The organism is Amycolatopsis thermalba, assembly GCF_003385215.1.
Lineage (GTDB): Bacteria > Actinomycetota > Actinomycetes > Mycobacteriales > Pseudonocardiaceae > Amycolatopsis_E > Amycolatopsis_E thermalba.
The window spans coordinates 1-21,829 of sequence record NZ_PQHW01000074.1; the positions used below are offsets into that span (position 1 = coordinate 1).

General features: G+C 73.0%; 22 protein-coding genes and 2 pseudogenes. 9 read left to right on the forward strand and 15 right to left on the reverse strand.

Annotated elements, in window-relative coordinates:
* Positions 1-120 precede the first annotated feature (120 nt).
* Positions 121-1,314, forward strand: coding sequence for a multidrug effflux MFS transporter (locus D0D15_RS24970; protein WP_094005911.1), 1,194 nt, complete (start codon positions 121-123; stop codon positions 1,312-1,314).
* 18 nt (positions 1,315-1,332) lie between these two features.
* On the opposite strand, the gene D0D15_RS24975 is transcribed toward D0D15_RS24970, so the two are convergent.
* The 3 genes from D0D15_RS24975 to D0D15_RS24985 all read right to left on the reverse strand — a co-directional run bounded on the left by D0D15_RS24975 (position 1,333) and on the right by D0D15_RS24985 (position 3,978).
* Positions 1,333-1,716 (reverse strand): DUF3040 domain-containing protein, encoded by a 384-nt coding sequence (locus tag D0D15_RS24975; RefSeq protein ID WP_094005910.1) that lies wholly within the window; start codon positions 1,714-1,716, stop codon positions 1,333-1,335.
* Between the two features lie 224 nt (positions 1,717-1,940).
* A complete protein-coding gene (gene dinB, locus D0D15_RS24980) occupies positions 1,941-3,200 on the reverse strand; it encodes a DNA polymerase IV (RefSeq protein WP_162830656.1) in 1,260 nt (419 codons plus the stop codon).
* A gap of 37 nt (positions 3,201-3,237) precedes the next feature.
* Entirely contained in the window at positions 3,238-3,978 is a 741-nt protein-coding gene (locus D0D15_RS24985; RefSeq protein WP_094005908.1) for a class I SAM-dependent methyltransferase, read from the reverse strand.
* A gap of 63 nt (positions 3,979-4,041) precedes the next feature.
* Between D0D15_RS24985 and D0D15_RS24990 the strand changes: the two genes are divergently transcribed.
* Positions 4,042-4,917, forward strand: a complete 876-nt coding sequence (locus tag D0D15_RS24990; RefSeq protein ID WP_094005907.1) for a ParA family protein — start codon at positions 4,042-4,044, stop codon at positions 4,915-4,917.
* The gene (locus tag D0D15_RS24995) at positions 4,904-5,743 is read left to right on the forward strand and encodes a DNA-formamidopyrimidine glycosylase family protein (protein WP_094005906.1); all 840 of its coding nucleotides are present in this window, start codon (positions 4,904-4,906) and stop codon (positions 5,741-5,743) included. Before D0D15_RS24990 ends, D0D15_RS24995 begins: the two co-directional genes overlap by 14 nt.
* Here the strand turns inward: D0D15_RS24995 and D0D15_RS36655 are convergent.
* Both D0D15_RS36655 and D0D15_RS25005 read right to left on the reverse strand, forming a co-directional pair.
* Positions 5,707-6,165: a hypothetical protein gene (locus D0D15_RS36655; protein WP_198958246.1), complete on the reverse strand. Its 459-nt coding sequence runs from the start codon at positions 6,163-6,165 to the stop codon at positions 5,707-5,709. The two genes, D0D15_RS24995 and D0D15_RS36655, sit on opposite strands and share 37 nt — an antisense overlap.
* Positions 6,155-6,730: a hypothetical protein gene (locus tag D0D15_RS25005; RefSeq protein WP_094005905.1), complete on the reverse strand. Its 576-nt coding sequence runs from the start codon at positions 6,728-6,730 to the stop codon at positions 6,155-6,157. Before D0D15_RS25005 ends, D0D15_RS36655 begins: the two co-directional genes overlap by 11 nt.
* Before the next feature lie 465 nt (positions 6,731-7,195).
* On the opposite strand from D0D15_RS25005, the gene D0D15_RS25010 reads away from it, so the two are divergent.
* Both D0D15_RS25010 and D0D15_RS25015 read left to right on the forward strand, forming a co-directional pair.
* Positions 7,196-7,753: a GNAT family N-acetyltransferase gene (locus D0D15_RS25010; RefSeq protein WP_094005904.1), complete on the forward strand. Its 558-nt coding sequence runs from the start codon at positions 7,196-7,198 to the stop codon at positions 7,751-7,753.
* 14 nt (positions 7,754-7,767) lie between these two features.
* On the forward strand, positions 7,768-8,850 hold the full coding sequence (locus D0D15_RS25015) for a quinone-dependent dihydroorotate dehydrogenase (RefSeq protein ID WP_198958245.1): 1,083 nt from the start codon (positions 7,768-7,770) through the stop codon (positions 8,848-8,850).
* A gap of 594 nt (positions 8,851-9,444) precedes the next feature.
* Here the strand turns inward: D0D15_RS25015 and pspM are convergent.
* The 6 genes from pspM to rimO all read right to left on the reverse strand — a co-directional run bounded on the left by pspM (position 9,445) and on the right by rimO (position 14,504).
* The gene (pspM, locus tag D0D15_RS25025) at positions 9,445-10,344 is read right to left on the reverse strand and encodes a phage shock envelope stress response protein PspM (RefSeq protein WP_115944780.1); all 900 of its coding nucleotides are present in this window, start codon (positions 10,342-10,344) and stop codon (positions 9,445-9,447) included.
* 11 nt (positions 10,345-10,355) lie between these two features.
* Entirely contained in the window at positions 10,356-11,192 is an 837-nt protein-coding gene (locus tag D0D15_RS25030; RefSeq protein ID WP_094005889.1) for a PspA/IM30 family protein, read from the reverse strand.
* 258 nt (positions 11,193-11,450) lie between these two features.
* Positions 11,451-11,900 (reverse strand): helix-turn-helix domain-containing protein, encoded by a 450-nt coding sequence (locus D0D15_RS25035; protein ID WP_094005888.1) that lies wholly within the window; start codon positions 11,898-11,900, stop codon positions 11,451-11,453.
* A 95-nt stretch (positions 11,901-11,995) separates the two neighbouring features.
* Positions 11,996-12,460, reverse strand: a complete 465-nt coding sequence (locus D0D15_RS25040; RefSeq protein ID WP_094005887.1) for a CinA family protein — start codon at positions 12,458-12,460, stop codon at positions 11,996-11,998.
* Positions 12,457-12,975 (reverse strand): CDP-diacylglycerol--glycerol-3-phosphate 3-phosphatidyltransferase, encoded by a 519-nt coding sequence (pgsA, locus tag D0D15_RS25045; protein WP_244214986.1) that lies wholly within the window; start codon positions 12,973-12,975, stop codon positions 12,457-12,459. The genes D0D15_RS25040 and pgsA overlap by 4 nt, the downstream gene beginning before the upstream one ends.
* Positions 12,864-14,504, reverse strand: a complete 1,641-nt coding sequence (gene rimO / locus D0D15_RS25050; protein WP_244214985.1) for a 30S ribosomal protein S12 methylthiotransferase RimO — start codon at positions 14,502-14,504, stop codon at positions 12,864-12,866. Before rimO ends, pgsA begins: the two co-directional genes overlap by 112 nt.
* Before the next feature lie 80 nt (positions 14,505-14,584).
* Between rimO and D0D15_RS25055 the strand changes: the two genes are divergently transcribed.
* Together D0D15_RS25055 and D0D15_RS25060 are read left to right on the forward strand one after the other, a co-directional pair.
* Positions 14,585-15,106, forward strand: a complete 522-nt coding sequence (locus D0D15_RS25055) for an amino-acid N-acetyltransferase (RefSeq protein WP_094005884.1) — start codon at positions 14,585-14,587, stop codon at positions 15,104-15,106.
* A 275-nt stretch (positions 15,107-15,381) separates the two neighbouring features.
* Entirely contained in the window at positions 15,382-15,807 is a 426-nt protein-coding gene (locus D0D15_RS25060) for a phospholipase (RefSeq protein WP_094005883.1), read from the forward strand.
* Here D0D15_RS25060 and D0D15_RS25065 read toward each other — a convergent pair.
* The gene (locus D0D15_RS25065; RefSeq protein ID WP_115944781.1) at positions 15,804-18,284 is read right to left on the reverse strand and encodes an FtsK/SpoIIIE family DNA translocase; all 2,481 of its coding nucleotides are present in this window, start codon (positions 18,282-18,284) and stop codon (positions 15,804-15,806) included. The two genes, D0D15_RS25060 and D0D15_RS25065, sit on opposite strands and share 4 nt — an antisense overlap.
* Before the next feature lie 108 nt (positions 18,285-18,392).
* On the opposite strand from D0D15_RS25065, the gene D0D15_RS25070 reads away from it, so the two are divergent.
* Together D0D15_RS25070 and D0D15_RS25075 are read left to right on the forward strand one after the other, a co-directional pair.
* Complete coding sequence (locus tag D0D15_RS25070) at positions 18,393-19,217, forward strand: lysophospholipid acyltransferase family protein (RefSeq protein WP_094005881.1); 825 nt, start codon at positions 18,393-18,395, stop codon at positions 19,215-19,217.
* A complete protein-coding gene (locus D0D15_RS25075) occupies positions 19,214-19,516 on the forward strand; it encodes a chorismate mutase (protein ID WP_233157295.1) in 303 nt (100 codons plus the stop codon). The genes D0D15_RS25070 and D0D15_RS25075 overlap by 4 nt, the downstream gene beginning before the upstream one ends.
* Here D0D15_RS25075 and D0D15_RS25080 read toward each other — a convergent pair.
* The 3 genes and pseudogenes from D0D15_RS25080 to D0D15_RS37220 form a co-directional block, all read right to left on the reverse strand.
* Positions 19,504-20,748, reverse strand: coding sequence for an LLM class flavin-dependent oxidoreductase (locus D0D15_RS25080; RefSeq protein ID WP_341867323.1), 1,245 nt, complete (start codon positions 20,746-20,748; stop codon positions 19,504-19,506). The two genes, D0D15_RS25075 and D0D15_RS25080, sit on opposite strands and share 13 nt — an antisense overlap.
* A 212-nt stretch (positions 20,749-20,960) precedes the next feature.
* Positions 20,961-21,110, reverse strand: a pseudogene (locus D0D15_RS37215) (MFS transporter); the annotation flags it as partial.
* A gap of 112 nt (positions 21,111-21,222) precedes the next feature.
* A pseudogene (locus D0D15_RS37220) lies at positions 21,223-21,822 on the reverse strand (MFS transporter); the annotation flags it as partial.
* Between the last annotated feature and the right edge of the window lie 7 nt (positions 21,823-21,829).

Consider the following 21,829-nt stretch of genomic DNA (forward strand, 5'->3'; position numbering starts at 1 on the left):
CGGCCCACCCGGCACCCACACCCCGCCGGCCCAGCACCGCCGCGACGCCCGCCGCCGCCCGTCCACGAGCCTTCCGCCACTCACCGCCCGAGAAGGACCAACCCACCTGGCACCGCCACGATGACCACTCGCACCGTCCCCTCCGCCCTCATCGCCGTTCTCGCGTTGCTCACCGGGATCGCTCCGCTGGCCACCGACATGTACGTGCCGGGCCTGCCGGACCTCTCCCGCACCCTCGGCACCTCGCCGTCCGTCGCGCAGTTGTCCATGACCGCGTTCCTCGTGGGTGTCGTCGCCGGGCAGCTCGTCCTGGGCCCGGTCAGCGACGGCACCGGGCGGCGGCGCGTCCTGCTCGCCGGGTCCGCCCTGTTCGCCGTGTCCTCGCTGGCGTGCGCGCTCGCCCCGTCGATCGAGGTGTTCAACGCCGCCCGGCTGTGCCAGGGCATCACCGGCGCGGCGGGCATCGTCGTGTCGCGGGCCGTGATCACCGACCTGTTCGCGGGCGCCGCGGCCGCGCGGAAGTTCTCGGCGCTGGCCGCGATCACCTCGGCCGCCCCGGTCCTCGCGCCGGTGCTCGGCGGCGCGATCCTGAGCGTCGCGTCCTGGCGGGCCGTCTTCGCCGCCCTCGCCGTCGCCGGGGTGCTGCAGGTGGCCGGCGTCCTGCTGTGGGTGCCGGAATCCCTGCCGGCCGGACGACGAACACCCGCCCGGCCCGTGGCGGCCCTGCGCGCGATGGCCCGCCTGTGCCGCCGGCCCGCGCTCGCCGGTCGCGTCCTCAGCCTCTGCTTCGGCGGGGCGGCGATCTTCCTCTACCTCGCCGGATCCACGTTCGTCTTCGCCGACGTCGCCGGCGCCTCGCCCGGCCTCGTCAGCGTGGTCTACGGCGTCAACGCCCTCGGCTCGCTGGCGGGCAGCGTGCTGTGCGGCCGCCTCGTCACCCGCTTCGGGACCGGCGCGCTGCTGCGGGCGGGGATCACGACCGCCTGCGCCGCCTCCGCCGTGATGCTCATCCTGCTGGCCGTCACCGGCGCGCACCTCGCCGTGCTCTGGGCCGGCCTGTTCCTGGTCGTCACCGCGTTCGGGCTGTACTTCCCCGCCGTCACGGCCGCCGCGCAGGAGGCCGGCCGGGACGCGCCGGGCGCCACGTCCGCCCTGCTCGGCGGCGGGCAGTTCCTGCTCGGCGGGGCGGTCGCCCCCGCGGTGGGACTGTTCGGCACCGGCAGCGCCGTGCCACTGGCGGCCCTGCTGACCGGTTGCCTGCTGCTCGCCACGGCGGCCGCGCATGCGAAAGTGCCTACGCCGCAGTGGGCGTAGGCACTTCGCGGAGAAGAACTACTGCTCTTCGAAGCGCTGGCGGAAACGCTCTTCCATCCGCTGCGTGAACGAACTCTTCGCCTTGACGGGCTTGCCACCGCTGGACTTGCCGTCGCCCCCGCCACGGCCGGAGAACAGCGCGAGCATCGCGCCCGCGAACATCACGACGAAACCGAACACGCTCATCAACGGCACGTCGGCGACCCACAGGGCCCGCACCATCACACCCAGTACGAGCAGGGCGACACCGACGACGAACAGCGCGATCCCCTGGATTCGGCGGCGGCGGGCGGGCCGGCGGAACCGGGCACCGCGCACCGTAGACGCGAACTTGGGGTCCTCGGCATAGAGCTCGCGCTCGATCTGGTCGAGCAGCCGCTGCTCATGCTCGGAGAGTGGCATCTTTCCTCCTCCGGCACAGCTGTCGCGGGCGCCGGGCCGCGCAACGTCCTGGACCCAACAGACACCCCTAGTGGTGTCACTCTCCAGGATACGAGTCCTTCGCGATCAGGACTACCCGATCCCACTCCAACCTGTGCCCCGTTTGGCTCAAATCTCCCCGCCGTCCTGGGCGCTGGTGTCTTGCTGGGGGTGTCGCCGCCCCTTGTGTCAACGTTTCACCGGCCTCAGGGTTCCCCCCGAGACGGGTCAGGGCCGGACACGATCAGTGACGCCGGCCGGACCGCCGCGGCGCCGAACTTCGACCGCGCCACGTCCGCCGCCACCTCCGCGTCGCGCCACCGCGGCGCGGGCTGGTCGAAGCTCAGCTGCTCCGGCTCGGCCTCCCCGGTCAGCCCCTCCACGCGCACCCCGAGGAGGCGGACGTCGGCCCCGGCGACCGCCTCCGCGAGCAGCGCCACGGCCGTCGAGTGGATCACCCGCGCCACGTCGGTGGCCGCGGGCAGGGTCCGCGCCCGGCTGATCGTGCGGAAGTCGGCGAACCGCACCTTGATCGACACCGTGCGCCCGCGCAGCCCCCGGCGCCGCAGGCTCTCCGCGACGCGCTCGGACAACCGCAGCAGCTCGCGCTCGAGCACCCGCGGTTCACGCTGGTCGGTGTCGAAGGTGTGCTCGGCGCCCAGCGACTTCTCCGGCGAATCGACCACCACGCCGCGCTCGTCCCGGCCGTGCGCCAGCGCGTGCAGGTGCTCGGCCGCGGCGTTGCCGACCGCCTTGCGCAACCGCGGCAGCGGCGCCGCCGCGATGTCGGCGATAGTGGACAGCCCGAGCCGGTGCAGGTTCTCCTCGGTCTTCTTCCCCACGCCCCACAGCGCGGACAGCGGCAGCGGGTGCAGGAACTCCAGGATCCGCCCGGCGGGCACCACGACCACCCCGTCCGGCTTCGCCATGCCCGAGGCCAGCTTCGCCACGAACTTCACCGGCGCCACCCCGACCGAGCAGGTGATGCCGTGCTCGGCCCGGACCCGGCGGCGGATCAGCTCCGCGATGCCCGCCGGCGTCTCCCCCAGCCGCCGCAGCGCGCCGCTGACGTCCAGGAACGCCTCGTCCAGGCTCAACGGCTCCACGAGCGGCGTCAGCTCGCGGAAGATCGCCATCACGCCCTTCGACACCTCGCCGTAGAGCCCGTGCGTCGGCGGCAGGAACACCCCGTGCGGGCACAGCCGGCGCGCCACCGCGACCGGCATCGCCGCCCGCACGCCGTACTCGCGCGCCGGGTAGTTCGCCGACGTCACCACCGAGCGCGGACCCGCGCCCGCGACGATCACCGGCTTGTCCACCAGCTCCGGCCGCGTACGCAGCTCCACGGCCGCGAAGAACGCGTCCATGTCGACGTGCAGCAGACCGCAGCCGGTGTCGTCCGGTGTGTGCCCCGCGCTCACCCGGAACCGCTCGTACCCGGCCGGCAGGGCCGCATTCCTACCCATCGCGGACGAGCCTACGCAGGGGGTCCGACAGTTTTCGTCAGAGGCGGGCGAGCACGTGCAGGCGGCTGGCGAGGTCGCGCAGCGGCGGGATCGCGCCCGCGGCGGCCTCGAAGTCGGCGAGGTCGTCGGCGGTGTACTGCTCCGACTCGACCTCGCCCAGCACGTCCGAGACGACCCCGTCGCCCTGGATCAGCTCCACCCGCAGCCCCGCACCGGCCAGCAGGCCGCGCAGGCCGTCGGCGTCGAAGCGGCGCAGCAGCGTCTCCCCGTCGTCCGCGAGCACCCCGTCGGAGCTGGTCAGCAAGGCGTGGGCCTCCCGCACCCGGCCGCCCAGCGCGCGGTGCAACGCGGCCGCGTGCCGGTTGGCGACCAGCACCGACACCGCGCCGCCCGGCGCCACGATCCCGGCCAGCGCCCCGGCCACCGCGGCCGGGTCGTCGACCACCTCGAGCAGGCCGTGCGCCAGCACCAGATCGGCCGAACCGGCCGGGATCCGCGCGGCGAGCGCGTCGGTGTCGTCGGCCACGACCGTGATCGCCCCGCCGACGCCGGCCTCCTCGGCGCGCCGCCGCAGGGTCGCCAGCGCGTTCGGGCTCGGCTCGACCACCGTCACCCGGCAGCCCTCGGCGGCCAGCGGCACCGCCCACACCCCGCTGCCGCCGCCGACGTCGACGACGGCGGGCTCCGCCGTGCCTCGTTCCCGCGCCCGGTCGAGCTCGGCCCGCAGTGCCCGCCAGACCGTGCCGGAGCCGCGTGCTGTCCCGGTGTCCGTTCGCATGGCGGACAGCGTAGTGAGCCCGGTCCGGGCGCTCGCCGTGGCACTCCGGCTACGCTCGACCCCGTGCACACGGTCGCCGTACTGAGCCTCAAGGGTGGTGTCGGCAAAACCACGGTCGCGCTCGGCATCGCTTCGGCTGCGCTCCGTAGGGGGGCGCGCACGCTGGTGGCCGATCTGGACCCGCAGGGCAACGCCACCGCCACCCTCGATCCGCCCTACACCGACGCCACGCTGGCCGACGTGCTCGCCACCCCGGTCCGCGACGTCCTGCGGCAGGCGGTCGCGCCGAGCGCGTGGAGCCCCGAGGTCGACGTGCTGGTCGGGGCGGAGGAGCTGGAGCTGCTCAACGAGCCGGGCCCGGACGACGACCAGGTCGGCAACCTCTCCCTGGCGCTGGACGAGCTGCACGAGCGCCCGTTGCGCGGCCGCCCGTACGAGCTGGCGATCCTGGACTGCCCGCCCTCGCTCGGGCGGCTGACGAAGTCGGCCCTGGTGGCCGCCGACAGCGCGATCCTGGTGACCGAGCCGACGATGTACGCGGTCAGCGGCGCCCAGCGCGCGCTGGAGGCGATCGAGCGGATCCGCGACGAGCACAATCCGGGTCTCAAGCCGGCCGGGGTGCTGGTGAACCGGCTGCGGCCGCGCTCGCACGAGCACCAGTTCCGCATCGCCGAGCTGCGCGAGTCCTTCGGCGGCCTGGTGATGCCGACCGCGATCCCGGACCGGCTCGCGGTGCAGCAGGCGCAGGGCGCGTGCAGCCCGATCCACGAGTGGCACTCCCCCGGCGCCCAGGAGGTCGCGCTGACCTTCAACATGGTGCTCGCCAAGATCCTGCGCTCCAACCGCGCCGGACGGCACCGCATCGACCGGGAGGCCGCCGAGACCCCGGCCGAGAGCACCGGCCCGGTCCCCCGGATCGCGGACGATGCCCGAAGGTGACACCGTCTTCCTGGCCGGCCGGAAGGTCGAGAAGGCGCTCGCCGGCCGGGTGCTGACACGCACCGACTTCCGGCACCCCGCGCTGGCCACGACCGACCTGACCGGCGCCACGGTGCTCGGTGTGCGGACGGTGGGCAAGCACCTGTTCTTCCGCTTCTCGCCGGACCTGAGCCTGCACAGCCACCTCAAGATGGACGGCTCGTGGGAGATCACCCGGCCCGGCTCCCGCTGGCGGCACCCGGCGCACCACGCGCGCGTCGTGCTCGAAGCCGGGGGCGTGCAGGTCGTCGGCTTCCGCGTGCACGACCTGGAACTGCTGCCCACCGCGGAGGAGTCCCGCCTGGTCGGCCACCTCGGGCCGGATCTGCTCGATCCACAGTGGAGCGACGAGCACGAGGCGCGCGCGGTGGCGGCACTGGAGCGCGAGCCCGGCCGGGAACTCGGGCTCGCGCTGCTCGACCAGCGCGTGATGGCGGGCGTGGGCAACCTCTACAAGTGCGAGATCTGCTTCCTGCTCGGTGTCACGCCGTGGACCCCGGTCTCCGAAGTGGACGGTCGTCAGGTGGTGCGGCTGGCGCGGAAGCTGTTGCTGGCCAACGCCTGGCGGCACGAGCAGAGCACCACCGGCGACTTCGCCCGCGGCCGCCGGAACTGGGTGTACGAACGAACCAGGCAGGGCTGCTTCCGGTGCGGCAGCCGGCTCCGGGTCGAGAACCAGGGCCGGGACCCCGGCGACGTCCAGGCGCGCCCCACCTGGTTCTGCCCGCGCTGCCAGCACGGGCCCGCGCCTCACCCGCGCAGCAGCTCGTTGAAGAACGTGCGGTAGCGCCGCAGCGCCAGCCGCAGGTCCTCGGTGGCGGCCTCACCGCGCTGCCACTGGGCCTCCAGCTCGTGCTTGTGGTCGGCGAAGGTCGACGCGAGCGCCTGCATCACCTCGGCCACCAGCTGGTCGGCGTCCCGCAGTGTCGCTTGTGGATCGTCGACGAACGAGGTCTGCACCTCGCGCCAGCGGTCCCGGAACTCGCTGACCTGCTCCGGGCGGAACAGCTCGACCCGTTCCTCGCCCTCGGCCGGCGGGGCCTGCCCGGGCACGGACTCCTCGGGCACGCCCTGGGTCGCCGCGGCTTCGGCGGGCATGGTGCGACCGGCGGGCTGTTCGGTCATCGGCCGCGCGGGCTGCTCGTCCCGGCGGGGTGCGACGAGGTCGTCGGTGGACGGGCCGTCGGCGGTGCGGTCCTCAGCGCGCATGGTGCCGGCCTCCCTCCTGCTCCGGCCGGACGTCGGCGTCGCCGAGCAGGTCCTCGAACACCTGCCGGTAGTGGACCATCGCCTTACGCAGGTCCTCGGTGGACGCCTCGGTCTTCTGGTGGCCCTCGGTGATCTCGTGCGCGCGCCGGTAGTGCTCCAGCGTGTTCGCGTGCTCGACCGACAGGTCCCGGTGCTGCTGCTCGTACCCCTCGGTCGGGTAGCCGCGCTCGCCCATCAGCGAAGTGAGCAGGCGGTCGGCCTCCAGGATGGCCGCGCCGGGCCGGTCGACGAACTGCTGCTGCACCAGCGACCACTCCTGGCGGTAGCGCTGGCGGGCCGTATCCGGCAGCGGCCGGATGTCCAGCTCGCTGTGCCGCTTCTCCCGCTCGGCCAGATCGCGTTCGGCGGCCCGTTTGCTCTTGCCGCCCTCGACGGCCCGGTCGTACTCGGGCCCGAACCGCTCCCGCAGGCGCTTGCGCCGCATCCCGGCGCGGACCAGCAGGGCTGCCCCGGCTATCACCACCAGGGCGACGACGACGATCAGAATGACCACGGACGTGGACATCGCACACTCTCCCGTTGCTGCGAACCAGCCCCCCGGGTCACCCGATCGGGTACACCTGCGCAAGGAGGTCGAAACCCGGCGCCCCGGCGTGGATCGATCCAGCAGACGGCGCGGAAGTTCCCGGCGGCGCCCGGTCCGGCGGGTGAGAACGGCCACGCCGGACGGCCCGGAAATGCAGTTGCCGCAGGGGCACCGGCGCGCCTAGCGTTGCTGGTACACGGGAAAGGAGGTGGTCCGAAGTTGTGTAGCAACGGGACTCGTGAGGTGGCTGTCCGCTAGCGGATGCCACACCCTGGACTGCTGGTGAATACCAGACAGCCACCGCCCCCCGGCGTTTCCGAGCACTGGTCCGGCTCGGGCCCGAACGGCTGACGACGGTCGGGAGTCGCGCCGGGGGTTCCCCCCCAATCCCCTAATCCGGCGGAAAATCCCCGGAGATCGTCCGGGGCGCGCTATTCTTCGCCGGTGCTGCAGCCCGCGTACCCGATGAAGACCGCACGGCTGATCCTCCGCCCATTCACCAAGGCGGACCTGAACGCGCTGCACTCCTTCCAGTCCCGGCCGGACGTCACGCGGTACCTCTACTGGGAACCGCGCACGCGGGCCGAGACCGCCGCCGTCCTCGAGGACAAGATCGCCCGCTCGACGCTGACCGAGCCCGGCGAGTACCTCGCCATCGCCGTCGAGCTGATCGACACCGGTGAGCTGATCGGCGACCTCACCCTGTGGTGGACCAGCCGCGACCACGCGAGCGGCGAGATCGGGGTGGTGTTCCACCCCCGGCACCACGGCAAGGGCTACGCCGCCGAGGCGGCCGGTGAGCTGTTCCGGCTGGGCTTCGACGAGCTGGGCCTGCACCGCATCTACGGCCGCTGCGACAGCCGCAACGTGGCCTCGGCGTCCCTGATGGAGGGACTGGGCATGCGGCGCGAGGCGCACCTGCGGGAGAACGAGCTGGTCAAGGGCGAATGGACCGACGAGCTCGTCTACGCCATGCTGTCGTCGGAGTGGAAACGGCGCTGAGCGAAGATGGGACCGTGCTCTTCGACAGGCTGATCCGTCCCACGCTCTACCGGCTCAACGACAACGACCCCGAGAAGGTGCACGAACGCACCCTGGGCGTCCTGGCGCGGCTGTCCGACGTCCCGCCCGCGCTGGCCGCGCTGCGGCGCCGGTTCGCCGTCTCCGACCCGGTGACGCTGTTCGGGCTGCGGTTCGCCAACCGGGTCGGCCTCGCCGCCGGGATGGACAAGGACGGGCGCGCGCTGGCCGCGTGGCCCGCGCTCGGGTTCGGCTTCGTCGAGGTGGGCACCGTCACGCGGCTGGCGCAGCCGGGCAACCCGAAGCCGCGGCTGTTCACGCTGCCGCACAGCGACGCGGTGATCAACCGCATGGGGTTCAACAACTCCGGCGCGGCCGCGCTCGCGCAGCGGCTGGCCGCCAAGGGGAAGCCGGGCATCCCGCTGGGCGTGTCGATCGGCAAGTCCAAGGTGACCCCGCTGGCGGAGGCGGTCGCCGACTACCAGGAGTCGCTGCGGGCGCTGTACCCGTGGGCGGACTACTTCGCGATCAACGTCAGCTCGCCCAACACACCGGGGCTGCGGGCGCTGCAGGACCGGGAGGCGCTGGCCGAGCTGCTCGCCGAGCTGGGCCGGACCGGTGAGCAGCTGGCCGCGGAGGCCGGGAAGCCGGCGACGCCGCTGCTGGTCAAGGTGGCGCCCGACCTGACCGACGACGCGCTCGCCGAGCTGCTCGAGGTGTGCGACGAGCAGGGGGTCTCCGGGATCATCGCGACCAACACGACGCTGGGCCGGGACGGCCTGACCGCCGACGAGGCCGCGGTGGGCGCGGAGACCGGCGGGCTGTCCGGGCGGCCGCTGACCGAGCGGGCGCGGGAGGTGGTGCGGTTCGTGCACCGGCACACCGAGGGCACGGTGCCGATCATCGGCGTGGGCGGAATCTCCACCGGCGACGACGCCCGCCGGATGCTCGACGCGGGGGCGAGCCTGATCCAGCTCTACACCGGATTCGCCCTGCACGGACCCGGCTTGGTGCGCAACATCAACCGCGCCCTGGCCGGTGCACGCCGGGACGAGGAAGGCGGTTCCCGGACGGCCTGACTGGGACCGTCCACAGTGCCCACCGCCGCGCACGCCTCCGCGCGGGAGGCGCCCGCCGGTGGGCACCTCGCCCCGGCGAGCGCGGAACTCACGCCACCGAATGCGGAACTCACCGCTCTGAACGTGGGACTCGCGCCACCAAGCGCGGAACACAGCGCTTGAACGCGGAGCGCGCGGCAAGTGCAAGAGTCACGCCCGCCGACGGACCCTCACACCGCGCACGCGGAACTCACCGCCGCAACGCGGAACTCACCGGCCCGAGCGTGGAACTCGCGTTACCGAGCCGTGGAACTCGCCGGGCCGAACGTGGAACTCGCCGGGCCGAGCGTGGAACTCACCGCCCCGAACGTGGAACTCGCCGGGCCGAACGTGGAACTCGCCGGGCCGAACGTGGAACTCACCGCCCCGAACGTGGAACTCGCCGGGCCGAACGTGGGACTCGCCGGGCCGAACGTGGAACTCACCGCCCTGAACGTGGGACTCGCGCCACCGGACGTGGGACTCGCGCCACCGGACGTGGGACTCGCTGGCCCCAGTGTGGGGCTCGCCGGGCCGGGTGTGGGGCTCGCGGCTGCCTGTGTGGCGGCTCGCGGGTCAGGACAGTTCGCGCAGGGCCAGCGCGAGTCCGGCCAGGCGGTCGGTCGCGTCGGTCAGGAACAGGCGTGAATCGGCCAGGCCGTGGCTGCTTGCGGCTACCGCGCGGCCCGCGGCGGCCACCAGGGCGCCGAAGCTCTCCACCCCGTCGTCCAGCTGCTCGCGCAGCGTCGCGATCGCCGAGTCCACCGCGCCCCGCTCGCCGGCCGGGGCCGCGTCGCGCGCTCGCTCGATGGACTGGATCCGCAGCGCCAGCGCCCGCAGCGCGGCGGCGGCCTCCGCGGCCGTCGACCGCGCGTCGGCCACCGAATACTCCGGCACCGGCGCCGTGCCCAGCGCCGAGGGCTCCGACAACTGCCGCAGCAGGTCGGCCAGCGTCGACTCGCACTCGGCGAGCCGTTGCATCGGGGCACGCGCCGCCGACCCGGACGGCGGCAGCGGCGGCGGGGTCGTGCTGACCGGCAGCACGATCCGGTTCAGCTGCCGCAGCCGCAGCGCCGAGCGCACCGACAAGGTCGTGAACACGACCGCCCCGAAGATCCCCGGCACCGCCTCGGCCAGCCCGCCGGCCCCGGCGAGCCCGAGCCAGCCGACCACGGCGTACAGCACGAACAGCACCGCCGCCATGATCCACAGCGTCAGCGCCCGCGACGTCCGCTGCTTGCGCCGCGCCAGCTTCGCCTCGGGCGAGTTCCACGCGACCCACTTCGCGCGGGCCTCGTTGAGCACCGGCATCGCCTGCGAGACGACCTTCGGCCGCGTCACCGCACCGGACGAGCCCTGCTCGGGCATGTACCGCTGCAGCTTCCGCTGGGCGCGCTGCGCGTAGTCGGGCAGGCGCTCGATGTGCTTTTCCAGCTTCGCCTGGAACTGCGAGAAGTCCCGCCTGCCCGACGCCATCGCCTACCCGCTCAGGCCTGGTTCTTCTGCTGCTCGGCCTGGACGCGCGACTCGATCTCGCGCTGGATGTCCGCCGCCGGGGGCGCCGCCTTCTCACCGGAGCCGGACGTCACCTGCGCCACCGAGTCGCCCCGCATGGACGCCCGGATCTGCTCCAGCCGCGAGCTGCCCGCCATCTGCGTGGTGGCCTGCTGCACCTCGAGCATGCGGCCCTGCACCGAGTTCTGCGCCAGCTCGGCCTGGCCCAGCGCGGTGGTGTACCGCTTCTCGATCTTGTCCCGCACCTCTTCCAGCGACGGGGTGTTGCCCGGCGCGGCGAGCTGCGACATCTGGTTGAGCGAGGCCGACACCTGCTCCTGCATCTTGGCCTGCTCCAGCTGCGAGAGCAGCTTGGTGCGCTCGGCCAGCTTCTGCTGCAGCATCGCCGAGTTGCGCTCGACGGCCTGCTTCGCCTGCGCAGCGGCCTGCAGGGCCTGGTCGTGCAGCGTCTTGAGGTCCTCGATGCTCTGCTCGGCCGTGACCAGCTGGGTGGCGAACGACTCCGCGGCCACCTCGTACTGCTGGGCCTTCTGCTCGTCCCCCTTGCCCCGCGCCTCGTCCGCCAGCACCAGCGCCTGGCGCGCCGACGCCTGCAGCTTCTCGACCTCGGCGAGCTGGCGGTTGAGCTTCATCTCCAGCTGCCGCTGGTTACCGATCACCGCGGCGGCCTGCTGGGAGAGCGCCTGGTGGTTGCGCTGCGCCTCCTCGATGGCCTGCTGGATCTGCACCTTCGGGTCGGCGTGCTCGTCGATCTTCGACGAGAACGACGCCATGAGGTACTTCCAGAACTTCACGAAAGGGTTGGCCATCTCCTCCGCCTGCCTTCTAGATCCCTGCCTGGGTGTCGCCGATGGTCGCCCGGCGCCACTCTCCCCTGTCTTGAGCAACGCCGCGACCCCGGAGTGGGTTCCATCGTGTCAGGTCGCGCCCGTGTGTTCCAGGCGACCCCGGGGGATTTCCGGGACTACCCTGACCGGCCTTCCCCGGGCCGGACGCACGAAGGCCACCGCCGGGGCGCGGAACGCCCGGACCGTGGCCTTCGTGCGGTTCGTCCGCTCAGCTGGCGATCAGGCGGCGACCATCTTCGGCGCGCGGATGGTGGTGCGCAGCGACGGGCCGACCCGCTGACCGGAAACCCGCAGGTCCGGCAGGTCGTTGCCGATCATGCCGTCGATGAGGCGGCCACCTTCGAGCCGGCCGGTCGCGGCGGGCGACTCGCCCGTCTTGCGCGCGCGGCCCTCGCCCTCGGCGGTCTCGGCCATCGTCGGCACGTCCACGCTCTCCAGCGCCGAGATGTCGGCGGCGACGTTGCTCAGCAGCTCGGCGAGCGGCAGCTCGAGCGCCTGGCAGATGGACGCCAGCAGCTCACTGGACGCCTCCTTCTGCCCGCGCTCCACCTCGGACAGGTAGCCGAGGCTGACCTTGGCGGCGCGGGAGATGTCGCGCAGCGTGCGACGCTTGTTGGTGCGGGCATGCCGGAGCCGGTCGCCGATCGCCTCGCGCAGGAGCACGGTCATCGCGCGCCTCCCTTCCTGATACCGACCACGTTACCCAGTTCGAGCGCCTCCTCGCAGCGATTGACACGGGGATACGCCCAGGGCGAACGCCCCGATCACGTGAGATGTTCCCCCAGCAGGTCCAGCGCGGCCGTCACCGAGGCCCGCCGCACGGCCGCGCGGTCGCCCTCGAACCAGTGCGTCCGCACGTCCCGGCCACCCGGCCCGGCCAGGCCGATGTGCACGGTGCCGGGGGCGACGCCGTCCTGCGGGTCCGGCCCGGCCACCCCGGTCAGGCCCAGCCCCCAGTCGGCCCCGCAGCGGTCCCGCGCGCCCTCCGCGAGCTGCGCGGCGACCTCCGGGTGCACCGCGCCGTGCGCGGCCAGCAGCGCCGGATCCACGCCCGCGAGCTTCGCCTTGAGGTCGGTGGCGTAGACCACGAGCCCGCCGCGCACCACCGCGCTGGACCCGGGCACCTCGGTCAGGCTCGCGGTGACCAGGCCGGCCGTCAGCGACTCCGCCGCGGCCACCGTCTGCCGCAGGCGCAGCAACGCGGCCACCACCGGGCGCGCCGAGGTCATGCCCGCGCCGCCGCGCGCAGCCGCACCGCGCGCACCACGTAGTCCGCCCCGGTGACGACGGTGAGCAGCACCGCCAGGCCCATCAGCGCCCACTGGACCGGCAGCGCGCCGTCCGGCAGCGGCAGCAGGTAGGTCACGATCGCCAGGATCTGGGTCATCGTCTTGGCCTTGCCGCCGCGGCTGGCCGGGATGACGCCGTGCCGGATGACCCAGAACCGCAGCAGGGTCACGCCGATCTCGCGGACCGCGATCACGATGGTCACCCACCACGGCAGCTCGCCGAGCAGGCTCAGGCCCACCAGCGCGGCGCCGATCAGCGCCTTGTCCGCGATCGGATCGGCGATCTTGCCGAAGTCGGTGATCAGGCCGTAGCGGCGCGCGACCCAGCCGTCCACCTGATCGGTCAGCGACGCGATCGCGAACAGCACGGTCGCGCCGATCCGCCAGCCGGTGTCCTCGCCGCCGCCGGCGAACAGCGCCAGCACGAACAGCGGGACCAGGACGAGCCGGGACAGCGTGAGCAGGTTCGCGACGTTGAGCGTGGGCACCGGGGTCGGCTCCGGCTCGCGACGCGGCGGGCGGGCCTCCCCGCCAGCCTGGGCCGACTCCTCCGCCGCGGCGCTCGTCTGCCGGCGTCCGGCTCGACGAGCAGGTCGACGCCCTCGGAGCCGACGACCCGGCAGCGGACCATCTGGCCGACCGCGAGCCCCTCGCCGTCGAGCACGACGCACGCGCCGTCGACCTCCGGAGCCTGGTGCGCGGCGCGGCCGGACACCTCCTCGGCGTCGGCCTCCTCGACCAGCACGTCGACGATCTCGCCGACGCGGTCCTCGGCGCGCTGCGCGGTCAGTTCCTCGACCAGCGCGGACACCCGCGCGACGCGCTCGGCGACCACCTCGGGATCGATCTTGCCGTCGTAGGTCTCGGCCTCGGTGCCGTCCTCGTCGGAGTAGCCGAACACGCCGACCGCGTCCAGGCCGGCCTCGGTGAGGAAGTGCTCCAGCTCGGCGACGTCGTCCTCGGTCTCCCCGGGGAAGCCGACGATCACGTTGCTGCGGATGCCCGCCTCCGGCGCGTACTCGCGGATCTGCTCGATCAGCGCGAGGAACGACTTGGTGGAGCCGAACCGGCGCATCCGGCGCAGCACGGTCTCGCTGGAGTGCTGGAAGGACATGTCGAAGTAGGGCGCCACGCCCGGGGTGGTCGCGATCGCGCGGACCAGGTCCGGGCGCGTCTCGGCCGGCTGCAGGTAGGACACCCGGACCCGCTCGATGCCCTCGATGCCGGCCAGCTTCGGCAGCAGCAGCTCCAGGGCGCGGGTGCCGCCCAGGGCGCGGCCGAGGTCCTTGCCGTAGGAGGTGGAGTTCTCGCTGACCAGGAACAGCTCCTTGACGCCCTGGCCGGCCAGCCACGCGGCCTCGGCGAGGATCTCGTCCGGGTGGCGGGAGACGAACGAGCCGCGGAACGACGGGATCGCGCAGAACGAGCAGCGGCGGTCGCAGCCCGAGGCGATCTTCAGCGCCGCCACCGGCGAGTCGGACAGCCGGCTGCGCAGCACGCGGGGCCCCCAGCCGTGGCCGGGGATCGACACGTCCTCGGTGGCCGCGGCGCGCTCGACCGGGGTGATCGGGAGCAGCTTGCGGCGGTCGGCCGGAGTGTGCGAGGCGATGGTGCGCCCGGCGGCGACGTCGTCCAGGCGGGCGGCGAGGTCGTGGTAGTGGTCGAAGCCGAGGACCGCATGAGCCTCCGGCAGGCTCTCGGCCAGCTCGGCGCCGTAGCGCTCGGCCATGCAGCCGACCGCGACGACCTTCGCGCCGGTGTCCGCGGCGGCCAGCAGCGTGTCCACCGAGTCCTTCTTCGCCGACTCCACGAAGCCGCAGGTGTTGACGACGATGACGTCGCTGCCCTCGGGTTCGTCGGCCAGCTCCCAGCCCCCTTCGGCGAGCCGGCCGGCCAGCTCCTCGGAGTCCACCTCGTTGCGGGCGCAGCCCAGGGTCAGCAGGGAGACACGACGGCCGGAGGACTCGGTGGCGGCAGAAGACACGACACTCAGGGTAGCTGGCGCGCGCGGGCGTGGCCGAACCCACCGCGACAGGCCCGCCCGCGCCCCGATACGGTCGATCGGTGCACGGTGATCCTTCCAGTTCCGTCGAGATCCGGCGGGCCCGGATCTCGGATGTCCGCAAGATCAAGGCGTTGGTGGACGCGGACGCGGGGCGCGTGCTCCTGGAGAAGTCGCTCGTCACGCTGTACGAGGACATGCAGGAGTTCTGGGTCGCGGACATCGGCGGCGAGAACGGTGACATCGTCGGCTGCGGCGCGCTGCACGTGCTGTGGGAGGACCTGGCCGAGATCCGCACGGTCGCGGTCGACAAGCGGATGCGCGGGCAGGGGATCGGGCACCGGCTGGTCGCGCAGCTGATCACGCTGGCGCGGGAACTGGGGCTGCGTCGGATCTTCGTGCTCACCTTCGAGACGAGCTTCTTCGCGCGGCACGGGTTCACCGAGATCGACGGCACGCCGGTGCCGAGCTCGGTGTACGAAGAGATGCGCCGCTCGGTGGACCCGGGCGTGGCCGAGTTCCTCGAACTCCCCTACGCGAAGCCGAACACGCTCGGCAACACACGCATGCTCCTGGAGCTGTAGCGCGGGACTCGCGCGCCCGAATGCAGAACTCGCCCACGTGAGCGTGGGACTCGCGCGAGTTCTGCGCGCCCGCCCGCGAGTCCCACCATCCTGCTCGCGAGTCCCACCCTCCTGCTCGCGAGTTCCACGCTCGTGAGCGCGAGTTCTGCCTCCTTGTCGGCGGGCGCTGCGCCCGCCGGGTGAAGTTCGCCCGGTATCCACCTTTCGGGGCTGGTGGCCGTCACCGGGCGGCCGGAAGCTGATCATGGCCGTCCCTTGATCAGCGAGGAGCCCCGATGCGCGTCGCCGCCCGCCGTCTGCTGTCCACGGCCGCACTGGCCACCGCCCTGGTCGCCGGAACCGGCACCGCGCAGGCCGCCGACATCGGGGCGGTGACCGACAAGTACCTGTTCGGCACGTCGCTGAGCCGGTTCGAGGAGATCCGCGCGGACCGGCCGTACGCGGCGAAGCTGGACTGGTCGTCGGACACCTGCTCGTGGTCGCCGGACAAGCCGCTCGGGTTCGACTTCTCCCCCGCCTGCCACCGCCACGACTTCGGGTACCGCAACTACAAGCGGCAGGACCGGTTCACCAGCGCCCACCGGAAGAAGATCGACGACAACTTCTACGCCGACCTGAAGGTCATCTGCCACGGCGACTGGCGCTGCAACGGCACGGCCTGGACCTACTACCAGGCCGTCCGGAAGTTCGGCGGCTCCTAGTCCGCGTCGCCGTCGTCGGGCGCCGAGCCGCCGCGGATGAGCATCAGCGTGCCTTCCAGGTCCTCGGGCTTGACGAGCACGTCGCGCGCCTTCGAGCCCTCCGACGGGCCCACCACGCCGCGCGTCTCCAGCAGGTCCATCAGCCGCCCGGCCTTGGCGAACCCCACCCGCAGCTTGCGCTGCAGCATCGACGTCGACCCGAACTGCGAGGTGATGATCAGCTCCGCCGCCTGCAGCAGGACGTCCAGGTCGTCGCCGATGTCCGGGTCGATCTCCTTCTTCTCGCCGGCCTTCGCGGCGGTGACGCCCTCCTGGTACTCCGGCTGCGCCTGCTCCTTGGTGAAGTTGACGATCGCGGAAATCTCGTCGTCGCCGACGTAGGCGCCCTGGATGCGGACCGGCTTGCCCGCGCCCATCGGCAGGTACAGGCCGTCGCCCATGCCGATCAGCTTCTCCGCGCCCGGCTGGTCCAGGATGACCCGCGAGTCGGTCAGCGACGACGTCGCGAACGCCAGCCGCGACGGCACGTTCGTCTTGATCAGGCCGGTCACCACGTCCACCGACGGCCGCTGCGTGGCCAGCACCAGGTGGATCCCCGCGGCGCGGGCCTTCTGCGTGATCCGCACGATCGCGTCCTCGACGTCGCGTGGCGCGGTCATCATCAGGTCGGCCAGCTCGTCGACGATCGCCATGATGTACGGGTACGGGCGGTAGACGCGCTCGCTGCCCGGCGGCGCCGTGATCTCCCCCGAGGAGACCTTGCGGTTGAAGTCGTCGATGTGACGCACCCGGTTGGCCTGCATGTCCTGGTAGCGCTGCTCCATCTCCTCCACCAGCCAGGCCAGCGCCGCGGCGGCCTTCTTCGGCTGGGTGATGATGGGCGTGATCAGGTGCGGGATGCCCTCGTACGGCGTCAGCTCGACCATCTTCGGGTCGATCAGGATCATCCGGACCTCGTCCGGCGTGGCCCGGGACAGCAGCGACACCAGCATCGAGTTGACGAAGCTCGACTTACCGGAACCGGTGGAACCGGCGACCAGCAGGTGCGGCATCTTCGTCAGGTTCGCGGTGACGAAGTGGCCCTCGATGTCCTTGCCCAGCCCGATGACCATCGGGTGGTTGTCCTTGGCCGCCGTCGAGGAGCGCAGCACGTCACCGAGGCGCACCATCTCGCGGTCGGAGTTGGGCACCTCGATGCCGACCGCCGACTTGCCGGGGATCGGCGCGAGCAGGCGGACGTTGTCGGTGGCCACCGCGTAGGCGATGTTCTTGGTCAGCGCGGTGATCTTCTCGACCTTCACGCCCGGACCCAGCTCGACCTCGTAGCGGGTCACCGTCGGGCCGCGGGTGAAGCCGGTGACCTGCGCGTCGACGTTGAACTGCTCCAGCACGCCGGTGATCGCCTCGATCATGGCGTCGTTGGCCTTGCTGCGGGTCTTCGGCGCGTCGCCCAGCTGCAGCAGATCGGCGGGCGGCAGCTCGTAGTCGCCCTCGACGGTGCGGGTGACCGACATGACCGGCTCGGGCTTCTTGGGCTTCTTCTCCGGCACCTCGGCCGGCACCGGCTTCGGCGGCCGCGCCGGGGTGGGCGCCTCGGCCAGCGCGGACTCGATGTCCAGCTGGTCCGGATCGGCGCCGGTCGCCTGGCGGCGGCGGGAGGGCTTGCGCAGCCGGACGGCCTTCGGGTCGGCGTCGGTGACCTCGTCGCGCTTCTCGGCGCGCGCCTCGCGCTGCGCCTCCTCCTCGGCGTGCTCCTCGGGGTCCAGGCCCCAGGTGCGGACCAGGTGCGGGATGTCGCGGATGCGGGTGCCGGTGAACACGAGCAGGCCGAACGCCAGCGCGAGGAACAGCAGCGGCACCGCGACCCACGCCGTCAGCCCCTGGGCGAGCAGGTCGCCGGAGAGGAAGCCGAGGACGCCACCGGCGTAGCGCTGGTTCTCGGTGTCGTGCGGGCGGCCGTTGAACAGGTGCAGCAGGCCCAGCAACGCGAACACGCCCAGCACGGTGCCGATGACCATGCGCGGGCGGATCTCCGGTTGCGGCTCGCTGCGCATCAGCGTCACGGCGGTGACCACGAGCACGAGCGGCAGGGTGACCGCGCCGGCGCCGAAGATCGTGCGGGTGCCCAGCTCGACGTAGCCGCCGACCGGTCCGGCCGCGCGCCACCACACCCCGGCGGCGATGATCACGGCCAGGGCGATGAACCCCAGCGCGAGCCCGTCGCGGCGGTGCTCCGGCTCCAGCTCGCGGCCGCGGCCGACGGTGCGCACCAGGCTGCCCAGCCCCTTGGCCAGCAGGTTCCAGCCACCGCGGACGGCCTTGCTGAACGTGCCGGCCTTCTTCTTCGGTGCGGGCTTGCGGGCGCGCGAGGCCGCGGGCCGCGCCTTGGCCGCGCCGCGCGTCGTCCTGCGCGCGGTGCCGCCCTTGCCGCCGGTCCGTTTCGTGCCGCTGCTCCTCGTCGCCGCCCCGCTCGCCATGTCCTCTACGGTAACCGCCTGGCCCCAGCAACCCCAGGTGCCACACTCGGCACAGCGCGAACTTCCCCGTCACCGGCGGACCTTGATCCGCCATTTCGGTGATCTGCCATGCTGGCGACCATGTTCGCGCTGCACTCCGACGACACCGGGCAGACCCGCCGCAGGCCACCGGCGGTCTGGCGGACCATGACGCGTCTGGACCAGGGGCTGGTCGCGCTGACCGGGCGCCTGCGGATCACCGGCCGCATCGCGCCGGAGCTGCGGGGACGGCCGTTCCTGATGGCCGCCAACCACATCGGCGTGTTCGACCCGTTCGTGCTGATCGCGGCCTGCCGGAAGATCGGCATCTCGCCGCGGTTCATGCTGGCCGGCGGGATCCTGGACGCGCCGGTGATCGGGCCCGCGCTGAAGGTCAGCGGGCACCTGCGCATCGACCGCGGCAAGGCCAGCGCGCTGGAGCAGTTCGCGCAGGCCGTGCAGGAGATGCGGACCACCCCGAGCCCGGTCATCGTCTACCCGGAGGGCCGCATCAGCCACGACCCGGGCCTGTGGCCGGAGCGCGGCAAGACGGGCGCCGCGCGGCTCGCGATCGCCGCCGGGGTGCCGGTGGTGCCGATCAGCCAGTGGGGCGCGCACGAGGCCGTGTACTGGGGCACCGAGCGCGTCGAGGGGCCCGCGGACCTGCTGCCGCTGGCCCGGTCCGGGCTGACGGCCCCGCTGCGGCGCCCGACGTACCGGGTGCACTTCGGCGAACCGGTCGACCTGGGCGACGTCGAGCCGGACCGCCCGGGCGCCGGGGTGCGCGCGCACGCGAAGATCATGCGCGCGATCACCGCCGGGCTGGTCCCGCTGCGCCGCGACGAGCCGGACGAGCCGAAGTTCCACGACCCGACGCGGCCCACCGACACGATCAGCCCCTGGCGGCCCCGGTGACCGATCCGGAGTCGCTGGCGGAGATCCGCGCCCGCATCGACGCCCTCGACACCGAGTTGATCCGCCTGCTGGCCGCCCGCCAGTCCCTGGTGCGGGCGGCGGCCGCGGTCAAGACCGACGAGCAGGCGGTGCGCGCGCCGGGCCGGGTGGAGCAGGTGATCGCGTCGGTCCGCGACCGGGCGGAGGCTGCGGGACTGGCGCCCGAGGTCGCCGAGCCGGTGTGGCGGGCGATGATCGGCGCCTTCATCGACCTGGAACTGAGCGAGCACGCCCGGCTCGGGAGCGATCAGCGGCGGTAGGCGGCCCCGGGGTGGTCCGCCGCCAGGCGGGGGCCCTCGCCGCCGAGGCGTTCCCGTAGCGTGCCCTCCGCCGGCCGCGCCGGCACCCGGCCCCGGCGGCGCAGCTCGGGCACCACCCAGCGCGTGAAGTCCGCGAACGTGCCCGGCGTCGTGACGTACGCCAGGTTGAAGCCGTCCACGTCGGCCTCCGCCACCCACCGCTCCAGCTCGTCCGCGACCTCCGGGCCGGAACCCGCCACGACCGGCCCGCGGCCGCCGAGCCCGATGAACCCGGCCAGCTCCCGCGGCGTCCACGCCCGCTCGGCCGTCGTGAACGCCGCCAGCGCCGACCGGTTCGCGTCCCCGTCGCGGTAGGTCAGCGGCTCGTCCACCGGCAGTTCGGCCAGGTCGACGCCCGTCCAGCCGCCGAACCGGGCGAACGCGCCGGGAACCGAGACCAGCGACCGGTACTCCCGCAGCTTCGCCGCGGCCTCCTCGGACGTCTCGGCCACCACGGGCGTGAGCATCGTGAAGATCTTCACCGCCCGCGGGTCCCGGCCCTGCTCGGCCACGCCCGCGCGGATCGCGTCCACCGAACGGCGCACCGCCCGCGGCGTCGGCCCGGACACGAACACCGCCTCCGCGTGCCGTGCCGCGAACCGCACGCCCCGCGGCGACGCGCCCGCCTGGAACAGCACCGGCGTGCGCTGCGGCGACGGCTCCGACAGGTGCGGCCCGGGTACCGGGAAGTACTTCCCCTGGTGCCCGATGTCGTGCACCTTCGCCGGATCCGCGTACACCCCGCCGGAGCGCACGACGGCGTCGTCCTCCCATGAGCCCTCCCACAGCCGGTAGCAGACCTCGAGGTACTCCTCGGCGATCTCGTACCGCTCGTCGTGCGGCACCTGGGCGCCCAGGCCGAGGTTGCGGGCCGCACTGTCCAGATAGGACGTCACGATGTTCCACGCGACCCGCCCCCGCGTCAGGTGGTCCAGTGTGGACAGGCGGCGGGCCAGCGAGTACGGCTGCTCGTACGTCGTGGACACGGTGACCCCGAACCCGAGGTGCGAGGTCACCGCCGCCAGCGCGGGCAGCAGCACAGTCGGCTCGTTCACCGGGATCTGCGCGGCGTCGGCGACCGCGGCGTCCTTCGACCCGCCGTAGACGTCGTACACGCCCAGCACGTCGGCGAGGAACAACGCGTCGAACCCGCCGTCCTCCAGCGTGCGCGCCAGGGCCAGCCAGAAGGACAGGTCAGCGCGGCGGCGAGCAGCGGCGCGAACCCGCCGGAGAGCGCCGCGCCGATCTGGTAGCCCAGCGACGCGCTGCTGTAGCGCACGCGGGTGCCGAACAGCTCACCGAACCAGGCGGCCTGCGGCCCGTACATCGCGTCGTGCACCACGTTCACGCCGAACACGATCGCCAGCGCCACGATCCCGGTCACCGACCCGAACAGGTACGGCGGGCGGCGCCCGAAGCGGTCGGACAGGTACCCCCACAGCGGCGTGCTGACCAGCCCGGCCGCGGAGGCGACCATCACCGCGACCAGCCCCACCGAACTGTCCTTGCCGAACGTGGTCTGCAGGTAGGTCAGCGAGTAGGTGGTGAGCAGCACGAACAACGCGATCTGCGACAGCCGCAGCCCGGTGGTCAGCGCGACGTTGCGGGGGCTGGGTCCGCAGCACCTCCACCACCGGCAGCCGGGCGGTTTCCCCGCGGGCGCGCAGCTCGGCGAACACCGGCGCGTCGGTCAGCCGCAGCCGGATCACCAGGCCGACCACCACGAGCACCAGGCTGAGCAGGAACGGCACCCGCCAGGCCCAGGACAGGAACACGTCATCGCCGGCGAGCGTGCGCACGAGGTAGTAGACGCCGGTGGCCAGCAGCATCCCGGCCGACGAGCCGAGTTGCGTGAAGCTGCCGAACAGCCCGCGCCGGCCGGGTGTGGCGTGCTCGACCGACAGCAGCGCGGCGCCGCCCCACTCCGCGCCGACCGCCAGGCCCTGCACCAGCCGCAGCACCACGAGCAGCGCGGGGGCGGCGATCCCGGCCTGCGCGTAGGTGGGCAGCACCCCGATCGCCGTGGTGGCGATGCCCATCAGCAGCAACGCGCCGGCCAGCACCGCCTTGCGGCCCACCCGGTCGCCGAGGTGACCGGAGATCACCGCGCCGAGCGGCCGCGTGCCGAAGCCGACCGCGTAGGTGCCGAACGCCGCGAGCGTGCCCGCGGTCGAGGAGACGTTGGGGAAGAACAGCGGTTTGCACACCAGCGCGGTCGCGGTGGCGTAGAGGCAGAAGTCGTACCACTCGATCGTGGTGCCGATCATGCTGCCG